10 protein-coding genes are annotated in these 16,485 nt (G+C 42.4%); 6 read left to right on the top strand and 4 right to left on the bottom strand.

Translation table 11 applies throughout. The annotated features are described in order from the left end of the window. Window positions 1-501 precede the first annotated feature (501 nt). Window positions 502-3,282 (top strand): substrate-binding domain-containing protein, encoded by a 2,781-nt coding sequence (locus LPH68_RS23310; RefSeq protein WP_370638809.1) that lies wholly within the window; start codon window positions 502-504, stop codon window positions 3,280-3,282. An 80-nt stretch (window positions 3,283-3,362) separates the two neighbouring features. On the opposite strand, the gene LPH68_RS23305 is transcribed toward LPH68_RS23310, so the two are convergent. Beyond that, a complete protein-coding gene (locus LPH68_RS23305; protein ID WP_118407249.1) occupies window positions 3,363-4,751 on the bottom strand; it encodes an LruC domain-containing protein in 1,389 nt (462 codons plus the stop codon). 83 nt (window positions 4,752-4,834) lie between these two features. Between LPH68_RS23305 and LPH68_RS23300 the strand changes: the two genes are divergently transcribed. The 4 genes from LPH68_RS23300 (at window position 4,835) to LPH68_RS23285 (ending at window position 8,407) form a co-directional block, all read left to right on the top strand. Next, complete coding sequence (locus tag LPH68_RS23300; protein WP_004300985.1) at window positions 4,835-5,173, top strand: MGMT family protein; 339 nt, start codon at window positions 4,835-4,837, stop codon at window positions 5,171-5,173. Window positions 5,174-5,472: 299 nt separating this feature from the next. Beyond that, the gene (locus tag LPH68_RS23295; RefSeq protein ID WP_015531537.1) at window positions 5,473-6,699 is read left to right on the top strand and encodes a glycine betaine/L-proline ABC transporter ATP-binding protein; all 1,227 of its coding nucleotides are present in this window, start codon (window positions 5,473-5,475) and stop codon (window positions 6,697-6,699) included. Then, window positions 6,696-7,520: a proline/glycine betaine ABC transporter permease gene (locus LPH68_RS23290; protein ID WP_015531536.1), complete on the top strand. Its 825-nt coding sequence runs from the start codon at window positions 6,696-6,698 to the stop codon at window positions 7,518-7,520. The genes LPH68_RS23295 and LPH68_RS23290 overlap by 4 nt, the downstream gene beginning before the upstream one ends. 20 nt (window positions 7,521-7,540) lie before the next feature. Further along, window positions 7,541-8,407: a glycine betaine ABC transporter substrate-binding protein gene (locus tag LPH68_RS23285; protein WP_004312808.1), complete on the top strand. Its 867-nt coding sequence runs from the start codon at window positions 7,541-7,543 to the stop codon at window positions 8,405-8,407. A gap of 152 nt (window positions 8,408-8,559) precedes the next feature. On the opposite strand, the gene nifJ is transcribed toward LPH68_RS23285, so the two are convergent. Further along, window positions 8,560-12,108, bottom strand: coding sequence for a pyruvate:ferredoxin (flavodoxin) oxidoreductase (nifJ, locus tag LPH68_RS23280; protein WP_004300981.1), 3,549 nt, complete (start codon window positions 12,106-12,108; stop codon window positions 8,560-8,562). 32 nt (window positions 12,109-12,140) lie between these two features. Then, on the bottom strand, window positions 12,141-13,319 hold the full coding sequence (locus tag LPH68_RS23275) for an ATP-binding protein (RefSeq protein ID WP_004311727.1): 1,179 nt from the start codon (window positions 13,317-13,319) through the stop codon (window positions 12,141-12,143). 162 nt (window positions 13,320-13,481) lie between these two features. Between LPH68_RS23275 and LPH68_RS23270 the strand changes: the two genes are divergently transcribed. Further along, the gene (locus tag LPH68_RS23270) at window positions 13,482-14,684 is read left to right on the top strand and encodes a hypothetical protein (protein ID WP_008771310.1); all 1,203 of its coding nucleotides are present in this window, start codon (window positions 13,482-13,484) and stop codon (window positions 14,682-14,684) included. Between the two features lie 10 nt (window positions 14,685-14,694). On the opposite strand, the gene LPH68_RS23265 is transcribed toward LPH68_RS23270, so the two are convergent. Then, window positions 14,695-16,251, bottom strand: a complete 1,557-nt coding sequence (locus tag LPH68_RS23265) for an ATP-binding protein (RefSeq protein WP_004315119.1) — start codon at window positions 16,249-16,251, stop codon at window positions 14,695-14,697. Between the last annotated feature and the right edge of the window lie 234 nt (window positions 16,252-16,485).

The following is a 16,485-nucleotide window of genomic DNA, read 5'->3' as shown; positions in this document are numbered from 1 at the left end:
TGCTTCTGTCATATTACAAAAGTAATCACTTTAAAGAAAGCTACAAATAGTTACCCCCAAGAAATTTCGGGTGAGCCTGTTCTTTTTGCATGATTCGTATGATATGAGAGGTAGGGGCATAAAAAAAGGAGCAACGCCTTGCTCCAACCTTTGTTAACCTTAAATCTAATACTATGAAAAACACATTGCAAAGATACGGACTTCTGCTAAATCTGCAAATAATCCAAATAAAAAGAGATGTTTTATAACATTTATTGAGTGTTTGTCTTACGCTTTATACTTTTGTTAATAATTTCCGATTGAATATTGGGAACTGTTTTGCATTTCTTTGGAGGGTAATGATGAGAATAATTGGGTGATAGATAGCATACTCACAGTTTTATTTCTTATTTTTGTTCTCAATCGTCTATTTAGGTCATAGAAAGAAATACGAAAAAAATGAGAATGATTAGAATGATGGGATATACGAAGTGGATAGCAGTCTTGCTCTGTCTTCTTGGCATGACGGCTTGTCGGCAGGACACACACCGTTTCCGTATCGGGGTGGCGCAATGCAGCGATGACTCCTGGCGGCATAAGATGAATGATGAAATTCTCCGCGAAGCAATGTTTTATGATGGAGTATCGGTTGAAATCCGGTCGGCTGCGGATGATAATCGTAAACAGGCGGAAGACGTTCATTATTTTATAGATGAAGGGGTTGACTTATTGATTATCTCTGCCAACGAAGCGGCCCCCATGACTCCGATTGTAGAGGAAGCCTATCAAAAGGGAATACCTGTCATCCTGGTAGACCGGAAGATTCTTTCTGATAAATATACTGCTTATATTGGTGCCGACAATTATGAAATAGGACGTGCGGTAGGCAATTATATTGCGTCAAGCCTGAAAGGAAAAGGGAATGTGGTGGAACTTACCGGACTGGGTGGCTCAACTCCTGCCATGGAACGCCATCAAGGATTTATGGCTGCTATCAGTAACTTTCCGGATATCAAACTGATTGATAAAGCGGATGCTGCGTGGGAGCGTGAACCGGCGGAAGTGGAAATGGATAGTATGCTCCGTCGGCATCCGAAGATAGATGCCGTGTATGCGCATAATGACCGTATCGCTCCAGGAGCTTATCAGGCTGCAAAGAAAGTGGGACGGGAGAAGGAAATGATTTTTGTCGGTATCGATGCTCTCCCCGGCAAAGGTAACGGATTGGAAATGGTGCTCGACAGTGTGTTGAATGCTACTTTTATTTATCCGACCAATGGCGACAAAGTGATGCAACTGGCAATGAATATCCTTGAGAAAAAGCCTTATCCCCGGGAAACAGTCATGAACACTGCGGTGGTTGACCGTACAAATGCGCATGTCATGCAACTTCAGACAACTCACATCTCGGAACTGGATCAGAAGATTGAAACATTGAACGGACGTATAGGCGGATATCTATCTCGTGTTGCTACACAGCAGGTGGTGATGTATGGCGGTTTAGTCATTCTTCTATTGGTGGCGGGATTATTACTGGTAGTCTATAAATCTCTCCGTGCTAAAAACCGTTTGAATAAGGAACTTTCCGAGCAGAAGAAACAGCTGGAAGAGCAGCGGGACAAGTTAGAGGAACAACGCGACCAATTAGAAGAACAGCGGGACAAACTGGAAGAGCAACGGGATCAGCTCATCCAGCTTTCTCATCAACTGGAAGAGGCAACGCATGCCAAACTGGTTTTCTTCACAAATATATCTCACGATTTCCGTACTCCGCTGACATTGGTTGCTGATCCAGTAGAACATTTATTGGCCGATCATACACTAAGTGGAGATCAGCATCGAATGTTGATGCTGATTCAACGAAACGTGAATATCCTTTTACGTCTTGTCAATCAGATTCTGGATTTCCGTAAATACGAGAACGGTAAGATGGAATATACACCAGTTCAGGTAGATGTTCTTTCCTCTTTTGAGGGCTGGAACGAATCATTCCTTGCAGCCGCCCGGAAGAAACACATTCATTTCTCTTTTGATAATATGCCGGATACGGATTACCATACGTTGGCGGATATGGAAAAGTTGGAACGTATTTATTTTAATCTGCTTTCCAACGCGTTCAAGTTCACACCGGAAAATGGAAAGATAACGGTTCGTTTATCTTCCTTGACGAAAGAGGATACTCGCTGGATTCGTTTTACTGTTGCCAATACCGGTTCAATGATTTCCGCCGAACATATCCGGAGTATTTTCGATCGTTTTTATAAAATAGACATGCACCACGCCGGTTCGGGAATCGGGCTTGCACTGGTTAAAGCTTTCGTTGAATTGCATAAAGGTACAATTTCTGTGGAAAGTGATGAAAAGCAGGGCACTGTCTTTACCGTTGATTTACCGGTACAGACTTGTGAGACTATTCTGGCCGAAGATTCTCTAAAGTCATCAATCTCTGCAGTTCCTTTAAATCCTGCTTCTCCCGGTTCTCCTGCCTCTTCCAACCTGAATGAAACTTTAGCTGTCGAAGAAGAGGAACTGGAAAAAGGCTATGATTCTTCCAAACCTTCTGTTTTGGTAATTGATGATAATGCAGATATCCGTTCGTATGTACGCGGATTACTCCATACCGATTATACTGTTATTGAAGCAGCAGACGGTTCGGAGGGTATCCGCAAAGCAATGAAATATGTTCCGGACTTGATAATCTCTGATGTGATGATGCCTGGTATTGATGGAATAGAGTGTTGCCGTCGGCTGAAAAGCGAACTGCAAACCTGCCATATCCCTGTCATCCTATTGACAGCCTGTTCTTTGGATGAACAACGGATTCAGGGATATGACGGAGGTGCGGATTCTTATATCTCCAAGCCCTTCAGTTCGCAATTGCTGTTGGCACGCGTTCGTAATCTGATAGATTCACATCGCCGCCTGAAACAGTTCTTTGGTGACGGACAAACGTTGGCGAAAGAGGATGTCTGTGATATGGATAAAGACTTTGTGGAAAAATTCAAGGCTTTAATTGAAGCAAAGATGGGAGATTCAAATTTGAATGTAGAGGATTTGGGTAAGGATATGGGATTAAGTCGTGTGCAACTCTATCGCAAAATAAAATCCCTGACTAATTATTCTCCGAATGAATTGCTTCGCATCGCTCGCTTGAAGAAGGCTGCTTCCCTGCTTGCTTCGTCAGATATGACAGTGGCGGAGATTGGTTATGAAGTCGGTTTTAGTTCTCCTTCTTATTTTACCAAATGTTATAGAGAGCAGTTTGGTGAAAGTCCGACAGATTTGCTGAAAAGGAAAGGATAGAATCAAAACTATTCACGTCAGAATACAATAAATCCCGGTAACTTGAATTTTCAATGTTTACCGGGATTTATTGATATGTGTTAGTTATGAATCAATAAATTTTTATCTGCGTTTCCTTGATTATACCAGTTTTGTTCGTTTTTGCCACTACTTTGCGCCCATTTTGCGAATCCTTTATAGGCTTCCAAGAAATTAGCTTTTTCAATAGCATGTGCTGCGTTGCCTGGTACTCTTAATCCCCAAATCAGGCGTCCTGCACTAAAATAATAATTATCATCTTCTTCGTCCCCGTTTGTATATACCGGTAGCAGATTTTTATCATTGAATGGATATTGGTAAGTGATCGGTTCAATACCATTCATATGGATTTCTGTTCCGCTATCATTACGTTTTAAATACAAGTCGAATTCATCGCCTTCTAATATTTCCTTTACTTCTTTTCTCTTCTTTAGGGTGATCAGAATATTGATCTCCGGTAAATCACTTGTTGCTACCAAAGCATTCTTTTCTGTATTATAATATTGGCTGCCTGCAGGTTTAGCCAGATTCTTAATTAAAGGGCTGTAATCAATGATAAGATGTTTATTGGGGACAAGATCTACTCCGTCGATCGCAGGAATCACGTTTTTAGTTTCATAAACTTCTATACTTTCCACTTCGTCAGAATCTATTTCTTTCAGTCTTAAATAAGGAGAATAAGGGAATATTCCTCCGATAGCTTTTAGACGTAATCCTATTTGTATATACTGCGCAGTGTATTTTTTGTCAACCTTTTTAATACCTTGGAACTGCACCTTATAATTGACTACAAAATCATTAAAGTCATAATCTCCTAATGATGGGAATTGGTCTTCAAACATGATTGTTCCCCAACCATCTTTGGGATGAGAAATGACTCCTTTTGACAATTGGATGTCATCTTCTATATCATGCCCACGAGTGATTGACCGGGTGGTGTTAGATTTGGATTTGGCATCATTAGCAATGTTCAGTGAGAAACTTCTATCTGCATTTACAGGTATGGCTACTTTTTTGATTTCATTGGTGCTGGTTTTGTACTGGGCATACAATGTATTTACGTAGGTTGGGATGCTCAAAGGGAGACTTGAAATTTCTGTATCTACAGGAATGTCGGCTATTTTCTCTTCTTTACTACATGCTTCATCCAAAAAGAAGGAAACCATAGTGGGGGTAGTAGCAGCTACTGTTCCTGCGGCTACTTGAGTTAATTTCCATTGAAAGCCTGCGGGTATATTCAGGTCTTTTACTTGAATTTCTTTTTCGGGTTGTTTACTTTCATCATAAAGGTTCTTCTCACAGGAGCTGAAAGCGAATACTCCAAATAAACAAGAAGCGAATAGAATTGTCTTCTTTTTCATAACAGCAGTGCTTGTTTTGTTAATAATAGGGTTGCTTTTAATGGGTACAAAGGTCGGGATTATTTGTAAATAAAGCAAATAAAGTTGCATATTTTATTTGAAATACTTTTATTATTTGCAAATTCTTTCCTTTTTATCTAGTTTTGGAACTGAAATAAAGTAATGTTTGAGTGATGAAAGATTATAAAGTAGACAAAGCGAGTCTCTCCGCATCCTTTTGTCAAGAGGTGTATCAGGTTGTTCGGGAAATTCCGGTAGGTAAAGTTTCTACCTATGGGGGAATTGCCGCATTATTGGGAATGCCTCAATGTTCCCGTATGGTGGGGCGTGCTTTGAAACAGATTCCGGATGATTTATCTGTGCCTTGTCACCGGGTTGTCAATGCATCGGGACGCCTTGTTCCGGGTTGGACAGAGCAGAAACAACTCTTGTTGGAAGAAGGGATCTCTTTCAAGCAAAATGGATGCGTAGACTTGAAAAAGCATCTTTGGAATTACTCCGTATCTGAATGAAATTTGCATATTTAATCTATTTTCCTTATCTTTGTGCCAACAATATGCAAGAACAGACTGTTATTTATTTATGAAAATACTGTTTTCTACTGTTCATTGAGAGGATAATCTTATCAAATTCTATTCCTTTTAAACTACTCAGTCTATCTTTTTAAACCATTTTAAAAAACGTCGGATCGTCATGTTGTCATGTGACATGATTGAACCATGCGAACATTCAACTTGTTTATCGTAAGTGAGAATGAGGAACGCGGCAGTTGAAAACAAAACAAATATTATAATCTAAACCAATATATTATATGAGTAAAATAGAAATAAAGGATTTGTACCTTATCTTTGGTCACGAGAAGCAGAAAGCACTCAAGATGTTGAAAAAAGATAAGAGTAAAGAGGAAATTCTGAAAGATACCGGTTGTACGGTAGGAGTGAAAGATGCCAATCTTTCAATTAATGAAGGAGAGTTTTTTGTGATAATGGGACTCTCGGGAAGTGGAAAATCGACATTACTGCGTTGTATCAATCGTCTGATACGTCCTACTGCCGGACAAGTGCTTGTAAACGGAGTAGATATATCTAAAATATCCGAAAAAGAGTTATTGCAAGTTCGCCGGAAAGAGTTGGCGATGGTTTTCCAGAATTTCGGTCTGTTACCTCACCGTTCCGTATTGAGCAATATCGCGTTCGGTCTCGAACTTCAGGGAGTGAAGAAAGAGGAACGTGAGAAGAAAGCGATGGAAAGTATGAAGCTTGTCGGATTGAAAGGATATGAAAATCAGATGGTGGGCGAGCTTTCCGGTGGAATGCAACAGCGTGTCGGACTGGCCCGTGCTCTGGCTAATAATCCCGAAGTGCTTTTAATGGATGAGGCTTTCTCTGCGCTCGATCCTCTGATTCGTGTGCAAATGCAGGATGAACTGCTGGCTTTGCAGTCGAAGATGAAAAAAACAATTGTCTTTATTACCCATGACTTGAGTGAAGCGATTAAACTGGGCGACCGTATTGCCATTATGAAAGACGGAGAGGTGGTGCAGGTAGGTACTTCAGAAGAAATACTGACCGAACCGGCTAACGATTATGTAGCCCGTTTTGTTGAAAACGTGGACAGGAGTAAAATTATCACCGCTTCTTCTTTAATGATTGACAAACCACTGGTGGCCCGTCTGAAGAAAGAGGGACCTGAAGTATTGATTCGTAAGATGCGTGCGAAGAATATCACCGTATTACCTGTCATAGACGCCGATGATAAACTGGTCGGAGAAGTACGTCTGAACGACCTGCTTAAGTTACGTAGCAGACAGGAAAAATCCATTGAAACGATTGTGCGTACAGAAGTACATTCTGTATTGGAGGATACAGTGTTGGAGGATATACTTCCTTTAATGACAAAGAGCAATTCGCCGGTATGGGTGATTGATGAGACGCATGAGTTTTTAGGAACAATCCCGCTTTCCTCCTTAATCATCGAAGTGACGGGGAAAGATAAAGAAGAAATAAACGAAATAATTCAAAACGCAATAGATTTATGATAAATATAGGACAATATATAGAGATGGCCATCAATTGGATGATGGTACATTTTTCCACTTTCTTTGATGCCGTGAATGCAGGCATCGGTAGTTTTATTATAGGATTCCAACACGTACTTTTTGGAATACCTTTTTATATAACCATTCTAGTGCTTGCTGCACTCGCATGGATGAAGGCAGGACGTGGTACGGCAATTTTCACCGCATTAGGATTATTACTGATTTATGGAATGGGATTTTGGGAGGCTACTATGCAAACCCTGGCTCTCGTTTTTTCATCTACCTGTCTGGCTCTGATTGTTGGTGTACCTTTAGGAGTGTGGACGGCAAACAGTCCGCGTGCAGAGAAAATACTTCGTCCTGTTCTCGACTTGATGCAGACGATGCCTGCTTTTGTTTATCTGATTCCTGCCGTTTTGTTTTTCGGATTGGGAGCAGTGCCGGGAGTGTTTGCCACCATTATCTTTGCTATGCCTCCTGTGGTCCGCCTTACTGGATTGGGAATTCGGCAAGTTCCTAAAAATGTAGTGGAAGCTTCCCGTTCGTTCGGGGCTACCCGTTGGCAGTTATTGTATAAAGTGCAGCTTCCTTTGGCGTTGCCAACCATCCTGACAGGTGTCAATCAGACAATAATGATGTCGCTTTCTATGGTTGTCATTGCTGCCATGATTGCTGCCGGTGGTCTGGGAGAAATTGTATTGAAAGGTATTACCCAAATGAAAATCGGACTTGGGTTTGAAGGTGGTATCGCAGTTGTTATTTTAGCTATCATCTTAGACCGTATCACACAAGGAATGGCAGGACGAAAAAATAAGAACTAAACGGAAAGGATAAAATACGTATGAGAATATATAAAATAGTAGGAATAGTATTGTCAGCTATACTTTTGCTGGCTTCCTGTACTAATTCAGATTTAGAGAAAAAGAAAGTAAAGATAGCCTATGCCAATTGGCTGGAAGGTATTGCCATGAGTCATTTGGCTAAGGTGGTATTGGAAGAACATGGATATGAGGTTGAACTGCAAAATGCTGACCTTGCCCCCATCTTTGTATCTATGTCAGGAAAGAAATCTGATGTCTTTCTGGATGCCTGGTTACCAATAACGATGAAAGATTATATGGATCAGTATGGAGACAGCATCGAATTTTTGGGTGAGGTATATGGAGAAGCCCGTGTAGGACTGGTTGTTCCTCAATATGTTACGATCCAGTCTATTAGTGAGCTGGAAGCTAATAAAGACCGTTTCTCTTCTGAAATAGTGGGAATTGATGCCGGAGCAGGAATTATGAAGACGACCGATAAGGCCATTGCTGCTTACGGACTTGATGGGTATACCCTCATGACTTCAAGTAGTTCCACCATGCTGGCTTCTTTGAAAAAAGCGATGGACAAAGGAGAATGGATTGTCATCACGGGGTGGACACCGCATTGGATGTTCGACCAGTTTGACTTGAAATTCTTGGATGATCCGAAGAAAGTATATGGAGACTTGGAAGAAATACATGCTATTGCATGGAAAGGATTCAGTGAGAAAGATCCGTTTGCTGCCGAATTCTTTGGCAACATCAAACTAACGACAGAAGAACTTAGCTCTTTTATGACAGCTATGAAGGATGCCCGGATGGATGAAGAAGAAATAGCCCGTAAATGGAGGGATGAACATCGGCAGTTGGTGGATAGTTGGATTCCGAAGTCAGAGAATAAATAGATTGGAGCATTGTTATTTTTAATTTTAAATATAAAATAGACATGAACTCTAGTGGGAAAAAGGGAGTATTGTTTATGTTAGACAGAGTTCATACAATAAAAAAACGGTAATCTTCTACAAGATTACCGTTTTATATTTATAGGGTATTACTATTATTCAGCACCCCAGTTTTCTCTAGCCAAACGTTTGTAGCTGTTGTAACGCCATTTAGCGTTTTCTTCAGCAGCTTTGAACAGTTCTTCAGCTTCAGCAGGATATTGTTTCATTACAGAAGCGTAACGAACTTCACCCTTCAAGAAACCTTGGAAATCTTCCCAGTTCGGTTCTTTGCTATCCAATTGGAATGGGTTCTTGCCTTCTTCTTCCAAAGCCGGGTTGTAACGCCACAAGTGCCAGTAACCGCACTTAACAGCTTTTTCTTCTTCTTCTTGGCTCTTACCCATACCTGCTTTCAGACCGTGGTTGATACATGGAGCATAAGCGATAATCAAAGATGGTCCCGGATATGCTTCAGCTTCACGGATAGCTTTCAGAGTTTGAGCTTGGTCAGCACCCATAGCGATCTGTGCAACATATACATAACCGTAAGTAGTAGCCATCAGACCGAGGTCTTTCTTACGTACGCGCTTACCAGCAGCAGCGAACTTAGCGATAGCACCTACCGGAGTAGCTTTAGAAGACTGACCACCTGTGTTAGAGTAAACTTCAGTATCCAGAACGAGGATGTTAACGTCCTTACCGGAAGCGATTACATGGTCAAGACCACCGTAACCGATATCGTAAGAAGCACCGTCACCACCAATGATCCACTGGCTGCGTTTTACAAGATATTGTTGCAGTTCAGCGATTTGTTTGCAGTGGTTACATTTATCCTTGTTAGCTTCAACAACCGGAATGATCTTAGCAGCCAATTCCTTAGTCTTGTCCGCATCCAGCATATTGTTGATCCATTCAGCGAACAGTTCTTTTACTTCAGCAGGAGTGCAATCAGCAGCAATAGCCTCGTTCATCACTTTCACGAGACGAGCACGCATCTTTTCGTTAGCCAGTTCCATACCCAAACCGAATTCACAGAAGTCTTCGAACAGTGAGTTAGCCCAAGCAGGACCGTGTCCGTTTTCGTTTGTAGTATACGGAGTAGAAGGAACAGAACCAGAGTAGATAGAAGAACATCCGGTAGCGTTAGCAACCATTTCACGGTCACCGAACAATTGAGAAATCAATTTCACGTATGGAGTTTCACCACAACCAGAGCAAGCGCCGGAGAACTCAAACAACGGAGTAGCGAACTGTGAGTTCTTCACGTTAGCCTTGATATCAACAAGATGTTGTTTAGTCTTCACGTTTTCAGCACAGTAAGTCCAGTTTTCAGCTTGAGCCAATTGGCTTTCGAGGTGTTTCATTGTCAATGCTTTGCCACCCTTCTTCGGATTACCCGGACAGATGTCGGCACAGTTACCGCAACCCAGACAGTCGAGAACGTCCACCTGGATACGGAATGTCATACCGTCGAATGCTTTACCTACAGCTTTCAGTTGTTCGAACTTAGCACCCTTCTGCTCTTCAGCGTCGAGTACGAACGGACGGATAGAAGCGTGAGGACAAACGTATGCACACTTGTTACACTGGATACAGTTTTCCGGATTCCATTCAGGAACGAATGCAGCTACACCACGTTTTTCGTATTTAGCAGTACCTTGATACCAAGTACCGTCTTCGATACCCTTGAATGCAGATACCGGCAACAAGTCACCGTCTTGTGCATTGATCGGACGAACTACTTCGTTGATGAATGCAGGATCGTTGTTTTCAGCTTTTGCGTCATCCGGAAGGTTAGCCCAAGCAGGATCAACAGCCAAAGTCTTGTATTCACCACCACGGTCAACGGCAGCATAGTTCTTGTTAACAACGTCTTCACCCTTCTTGCCGTAAGACTTAACGATGAATTTCTTCATCTGCTCAACAGCTTGTTCTACAGGAATAACGCCTGTGATACGGAAGAATGCAGATTGAAGGATTGTGTTGGTACGGTTACCCAAACCAATTTCCAGTGCAATCTGTGTTGCGTTGATATAGTATACAGAAATGTTGTTCTGTGCGAAATATTTCTTAACCTTGTTAGGCAGGTTCTTAGCCAGTTCTTCACCTTCCCAAATTGTGTTTAATAAGAAAGAACCGTTCTTACGCAAACCACGAGTTACATCGTACATGTGCAGGTAAGCCTGAACGTGACAAGCAACGAAGTTCGGAGTATTTACCAGATAAGTAGAACGGATTGGATTGTCACCGAAACGCAAGTGAGAACAAGTGAAACCGCCCGACTTCTTAGAGTCATAAGAGAAGTAAGCCTGGCAGTGTTTGTCAGTGTTGTCACCGATAATCTTTACAGAGTTCTTGTTAGCACCTACTGTACCGTCAGCACCCAAACCGTAGAATTTAGCTTCGAACATACCTTCGCCGCCTAAAGCGATTTCTTCTTTTTGAGGAAGAGAAGTGAAAGTAACGTCGTCTACGATACCGATAGTGAAGTGGTTCTTCGGCATTGGCATAGCCAAGTTTTCGAATACTGAAAGGATTTGAGCAGGAGTAGTATCTTTTGAACCCAAACCGTAGCGACCGCCAACGATAACCGGAGCATTTTCTGCACCGTAGAAGCAGTCTTTAACGTCAAGGTAAAGAGGTTCGCCGTTAGCACCCGGTTCTTTAGTACGGTCAAGAACTGCGATAGTCTTAGCAGTCTTAGGTACAGCAGCCAGGAAGTGTTTAGCAGAGAACGGACGATACAGGTGTACGGCAACCATACCCACTTTTTCGCCGTTTGCTACCAGGTAGTCGATAGCTTCGCGGGCAGCTTCTGTTACAGAACCCATAGCGATAATTACGCGTTCTGCATCTTCTGCACCATAGTAATCGAACAAACCGTATTTACGACCTGTGATCTTAGAAATTTCATTCATGTATTCTTCTACGATAGCAGGAACTGCTTCATAGTAGTTGTTGCATGATTCACGATGTTGGAAGAAATGGTCAGGATTTTCAGCCATACCACGAGCTACCGGTTTCATCGGGTTCAGTGCGCGGGCACGGAATTCAGCCAAAGCTTCCTGGTCGATCAGCGGAGCAAGATCATCATTTTCCAACATTTCAATCTTTTGGATTTCGTGAGATGTACGGAAACCATCGAAGAAGTTCATGAACGGAACGCGAGATTTGATGGTAGCCAAGTGAGCAACACCAGCCAAATCCATAACTTCCTGTACAGAGCCTTCAGCCAACATAGCAAAGCCAGTCTGACGAGCTGACATTACGTCTTGGTGGTCACCGAAGATACACAATGCGTGAGAAGCCAATGTACGAGCAGACACATGGAATACGCAAGGCAAGAACTCACCGGCAATTTTGTACATGTTAGGGATCATCAGGAGAAGACCCTGGGAAGCAGTGTAAGTAGTAGTCAACGCACCAGCCTGAAGAGAACCGTGAACTGCACCGGCAGCACCACCTTCAGATTGCATTTCCTGTACTAATACTGTTTCGCCGAAGATGTTCTTACGTCCTGCGGCAGCCCATTCGTCTACGTACTCAGCCATAGTCGAAGAAGGAGTGATGGGGTAGATAGCTGCTACTTCAGAGAACATATACGAGATATGCGCTGCAGCTTGGTTACCATCACAAGTGATGAATTTCTTCTGTTTAGTCATAACTAAATTAAATATTTAAGTAAATAAATCTTTTAATATAAAAAGCCGAACATCCAGAGAGGTATCTGGTTGCCCCGACCTATTTCAGCCTTATGCAACGCGTACGTTACATTCGGATTGTTCTTGATCTTTGCGCCTTCCTGGCAAATTTTGAACGGCATTACTTCGTCTACCATAAAAGAGACGTTTTTATCTCCTTTATGTACCTTATGGTCTTTCCATAAAGAATTTGCAAAGAATGTGTCGAGCACATCCTGCTCTTCCACTTTCACCGGATAGATGGAATACATCAGGTTGGAGTTGTGCATCATTATCTTTGAAGGTTTTTTAGGGAATTCTTCCCCTTTCGGATAAACCAGATTAATGAGTCGCGCATCTGCCAGATACTTGATATAGTTCATCACCGTGGCGCGAGATGTCTGTATGTCGCTTGCCAGTTGGCTCACATTTGGAGCTTTCGGCCCGTCGACAGCGAGCAAATATAGCAATTTTTTTATCTTTGAAAGATATTTCAGTTCAATTTGTTTGATGAGAAGTATATCTACTTCCACCATCATGTTCATCGTTTTCAGCAGATTCTCCGAAAAGTTACGTTTTTCAAGGAAGAACGGATAGAATCCGTGGTGCAGATAATCCTGAAAATAATCCAACGGACGGACTTTGGAGAGTACTCCTTTGGCAATCTGTTCGTGAGTGCTAAGAATTTCTTCGAGGCTATATGCCCTGAATTTCATGCCTGTTTGCAAGTTTAGGAATTCACGGAAAGAGAATCCACGCAGGTTATAGCTCTTGGCGATATCACGTAATTCAAGATTTTCTTCTTTCAGTCGCATCACGGACGAGCCGGTGAAGACAATTTTCAGGTTAGGAAAACGGTCGTAACACATGCGTAACTCTTTGCTCCATTCCGGATGTTTGAACACCTGGTCGATCAACAATACTTTTCCGCCACGTTTCTGAAATTCGTTGGCGAAGTCTACAATGCTGTGGCCCGAGAAATAGAAGTTGTTCATGTTGATGAACAGACAGGAACGGTCGTTCCCGAATTTCTCTTTGGCGTATTGGAGAAGGAAAGTGGTTTTTCCTACGCCACGTGTCCCTTTGATACCAATCAGGCGGTCGCTCCAATCGATCTCGTCCATGAGATCGCGGCGAACGGGGGCATTGGTGTGCTCAACGAGGTAGGCGTGTGTGCGGTAGAATGATTCCATTTCAGTTCTTTGTTTTTCGGGTGGCAAATATACTGCTTTTTTTAGGATTTGCAAAGTAGAGATGGCAAAATTGTGTGTTTAATTCCAACTTTCTGCTTATTGTAGTCATTCCTGACTATTTCCTGTATATATTTGCAGAATAAAGTTTTGAATTCATTTGAAATGACAAAAAAGGCTCTTTATATATTCAATCCGGAACATGACTTGGCGTTGGCTAGCGGTGAAACGAACTATATGGCTCCGGCTTCGGCCAGACGTATGGCTTCCGAGTTGGCTTTGCTTCCGATGTGGTATGTAGAGGAGGGGAGTGCTGTATTAGCTTCTTCCGCCTATAATCTCGGCTATGTGAAGAAGATACAGGAATTATTAGGACTTTCGGTTGATTTGATGACAGAGCCGGAACTTGCTATTGAACCGAATTTGGATATTCGTCCTTGGGGGTGGGATGTAGCTTTGCGGAAACGGCTTTCAGGGCTGGGCGTGGATGAAGCCCTGTTGCCTTCTATGGAGCAATTAAACGGTCTGCGGGAATACTCCCATCGTTCTAAAGCCGTCTCATTGCTTCCGGAATTACAACTGAATGAATATTTCTGCGGAGAATCTTATTATTTGAAGACACAAGAAGAATGGAAAACCTTTGTGGAAGAGCGGGAATGCTGCCTGTTGAAAGCTCCGCTTTCGGGAAGCGGTAAAGGCTTGAACTGGTGTAAAGGCATATTTACTCCTTTTATATCCGGTTGGTGTACGCGTGTGGCTGCTTCGCAGGGTGGAATCATTGCGGAACCTATATATAATAAGGTAGAAGACTTTGCCATGGAGTTTTATTCCGATGGTACAGGTGAAGTGACATTTATGGGATATTCCCTCTTCCATACCGGAAAGAGTGGAATGTATGAAGGGAATCGTTTGCTTTCTAATGAGGCAATCTGGAAACAACTTTCGCAATATGTCCCTTCAAAGGTTCTGACGGATTTGGAGAACTGTTTGAAATATAGACTTTCTGCGTTGGTAGGAACCGTTTATAAAGGTTATCTTGGGGTTGATATGATGATTTGTCGGTTTCCGGAAAATGAAAAGCCGGTTTTTCGGATTCATCCCTGTGTGGAAATTAATCTGCGCATGAATATGGGAGTTGTTGCGCGTTTTTTATATGACCGTTATGTACGTTCTGGTTCAACAGGGCGTTTTGTGATTGATTATCATCCTTCGGAAGGTGAAGCCTTGCAGGAACATGAACGAATGTCCGCAACTTATCCGTTGGAAATCAGGGAAGGTAGAGTGTACTCCGGTTATTTACCTTTGGTTCCTGTTCATAGGAGAAGTTGCTATCGCGCATGGATATGGGTAACTCCTGATAATATTTAACTTTATCTGTTCACACCAGCCAGCGACTGATATTGCGTTTTTCCGCACTGAACTCCACCCCGATCTTTATCACTTCACGTCCGTCTGCCTGATACGGTATCAGATAGCCTTTATCGTCGATCTGCTTCAATGCCGCTTCTGCTGTGTCATGCAGCTTGAATTCGAAGACATAGATATATTTAGGTGTTTTCACTACGGCATCTGCACGACCGCGGGCGCTGCGTACTTCGGCATCGGTGAACTGTCCCATAAGTTTGAAGACAATATAGAAAACTACTTGGTAGTGACGCTCTGTCTGCTCGTTCAATTCGTAGGTGAAATCGGCAAAGAAGGCTTGCAGGCGGGTAAGAAAGGCATCGTAGTCTCCCGAACGAAGTTCTTGTACAAACTTGCCGATGTAAAATCCTTGGTCACTGTTTCTCACTCCGGTGTAAAATGGAACCAGGAAATTAATGAAGCCGTAGCGGACTTCATCATTAGGAAATTGCAATAGATAGTTACCAAATTCCCTATCGAAATCTTTTATCGTCAGATAGCCACTTTGGTAAATCAACGGAATCGGGTTATTGGAATCTACACGATATTCGGAGAACATGGAAGACGGTGCTTCGATCCCGTCAAGCAAAGTACGCAGGTCGTATTCGGTTTCTTGCAGCATCTCGACGAGGAAAGTCGGTGTGCCGGTCTGGAACCAGTAATTGTCGAACACTTTTGATTTCAGGACATTCAGTACACTGAACGGGTTGAAGATACCTACTGAATTAATGCAAAAATGATAGCCATCGTAGAGACGTGTCATTCGTTGTACCGCGTCATCATAAGAAATGGAATTATTGGCTGCAAGTATCTTGATTTCCGGTTGGAAGGTATCCAATAATTCTTGAAGAGTGATGCCGCAAAGGGTTCCGTAATCGGGCCATAAAGTGATGTCCTGCAACTGGTTGAGGTCACTGAATACACTTACTTGTGAGAATTTCGTCACTCCTGTGAGGAAGACGAAACGCAGGTAGCGGTCGGCACTTTTCAATACTCCGTAAAAGGCTTTCAGGGTTTTACGGTATTCATCCAGTAAGACATCATTACCTAAAGCTTGCAACAGAGGTTTGTCGTATTCGTCTACCAGGACTACGACGCTGCTACCGGTTTGTTCGTAGGCACGACGGATGACACCGGAGAAACGACCGGAAAGAGTGTTCTCGTCTATTCCTTTGCCATATTGGATTTCCCATAAGGTGAGTTGACGGCTGAGGATATCATAAAGTCTTTCCGGAGAATCGTACTTCTCGGCATTTAAATCCAGATGCAGCACAGGATGCTTTTCCCATTTCGTTTCCAGTTTTTCAATGGCAAGCCCTTCGAAGAGTTCTTTCTTTCCTTCAAAGTAGGCTTCAAAGGTAGAGAGAAGAAGACTTTTACCAAAACGGCGTGGACGACTCAGGAAGTATGGAGTAGATGTATAAGCTATTTTCCATACAAGCTCTGTTTTATCTACATATAGATAATCGCCCTTACGAAGTTTCTCAAAGGTCTGTATCCCGATAGGGAGTTTACGAAGCAGGTCATTCATTGTTATTTTCCTTTTAGTGGTTCAAAGATAATCATTATTTTCGTAATATTTCGTTTTCAATATCTCAAAGAACGGGCGTTATAATTTTGTTTAACTGGAAAATTATCATTTAGCTCATTCTTGCACGGTTTTCACCACAGAGGACACGGAGGACACAGAGGTGAATTTGTTTTATGACTTACGGTTGTGACCCTAATTTTAATGCGTAATCCTCCTCTATAAAGTTGAAAAAAC

The sequence above is a fragment of the Bacteroides sp. 1_1_30 genome (assembly GCF_020982715.1).
GTDB lineage: Bacteria > Bacteroidota > Bacteroidia > Bacteroidales > Bacteroidaceae > Bacteroides > Bacteroides xylanisolvens.
The sequence above is the reverse complement of the archived record's forward strand: the minus strand, read 5'-3'. Positions and strand labels throughout refer to the sequence as shown.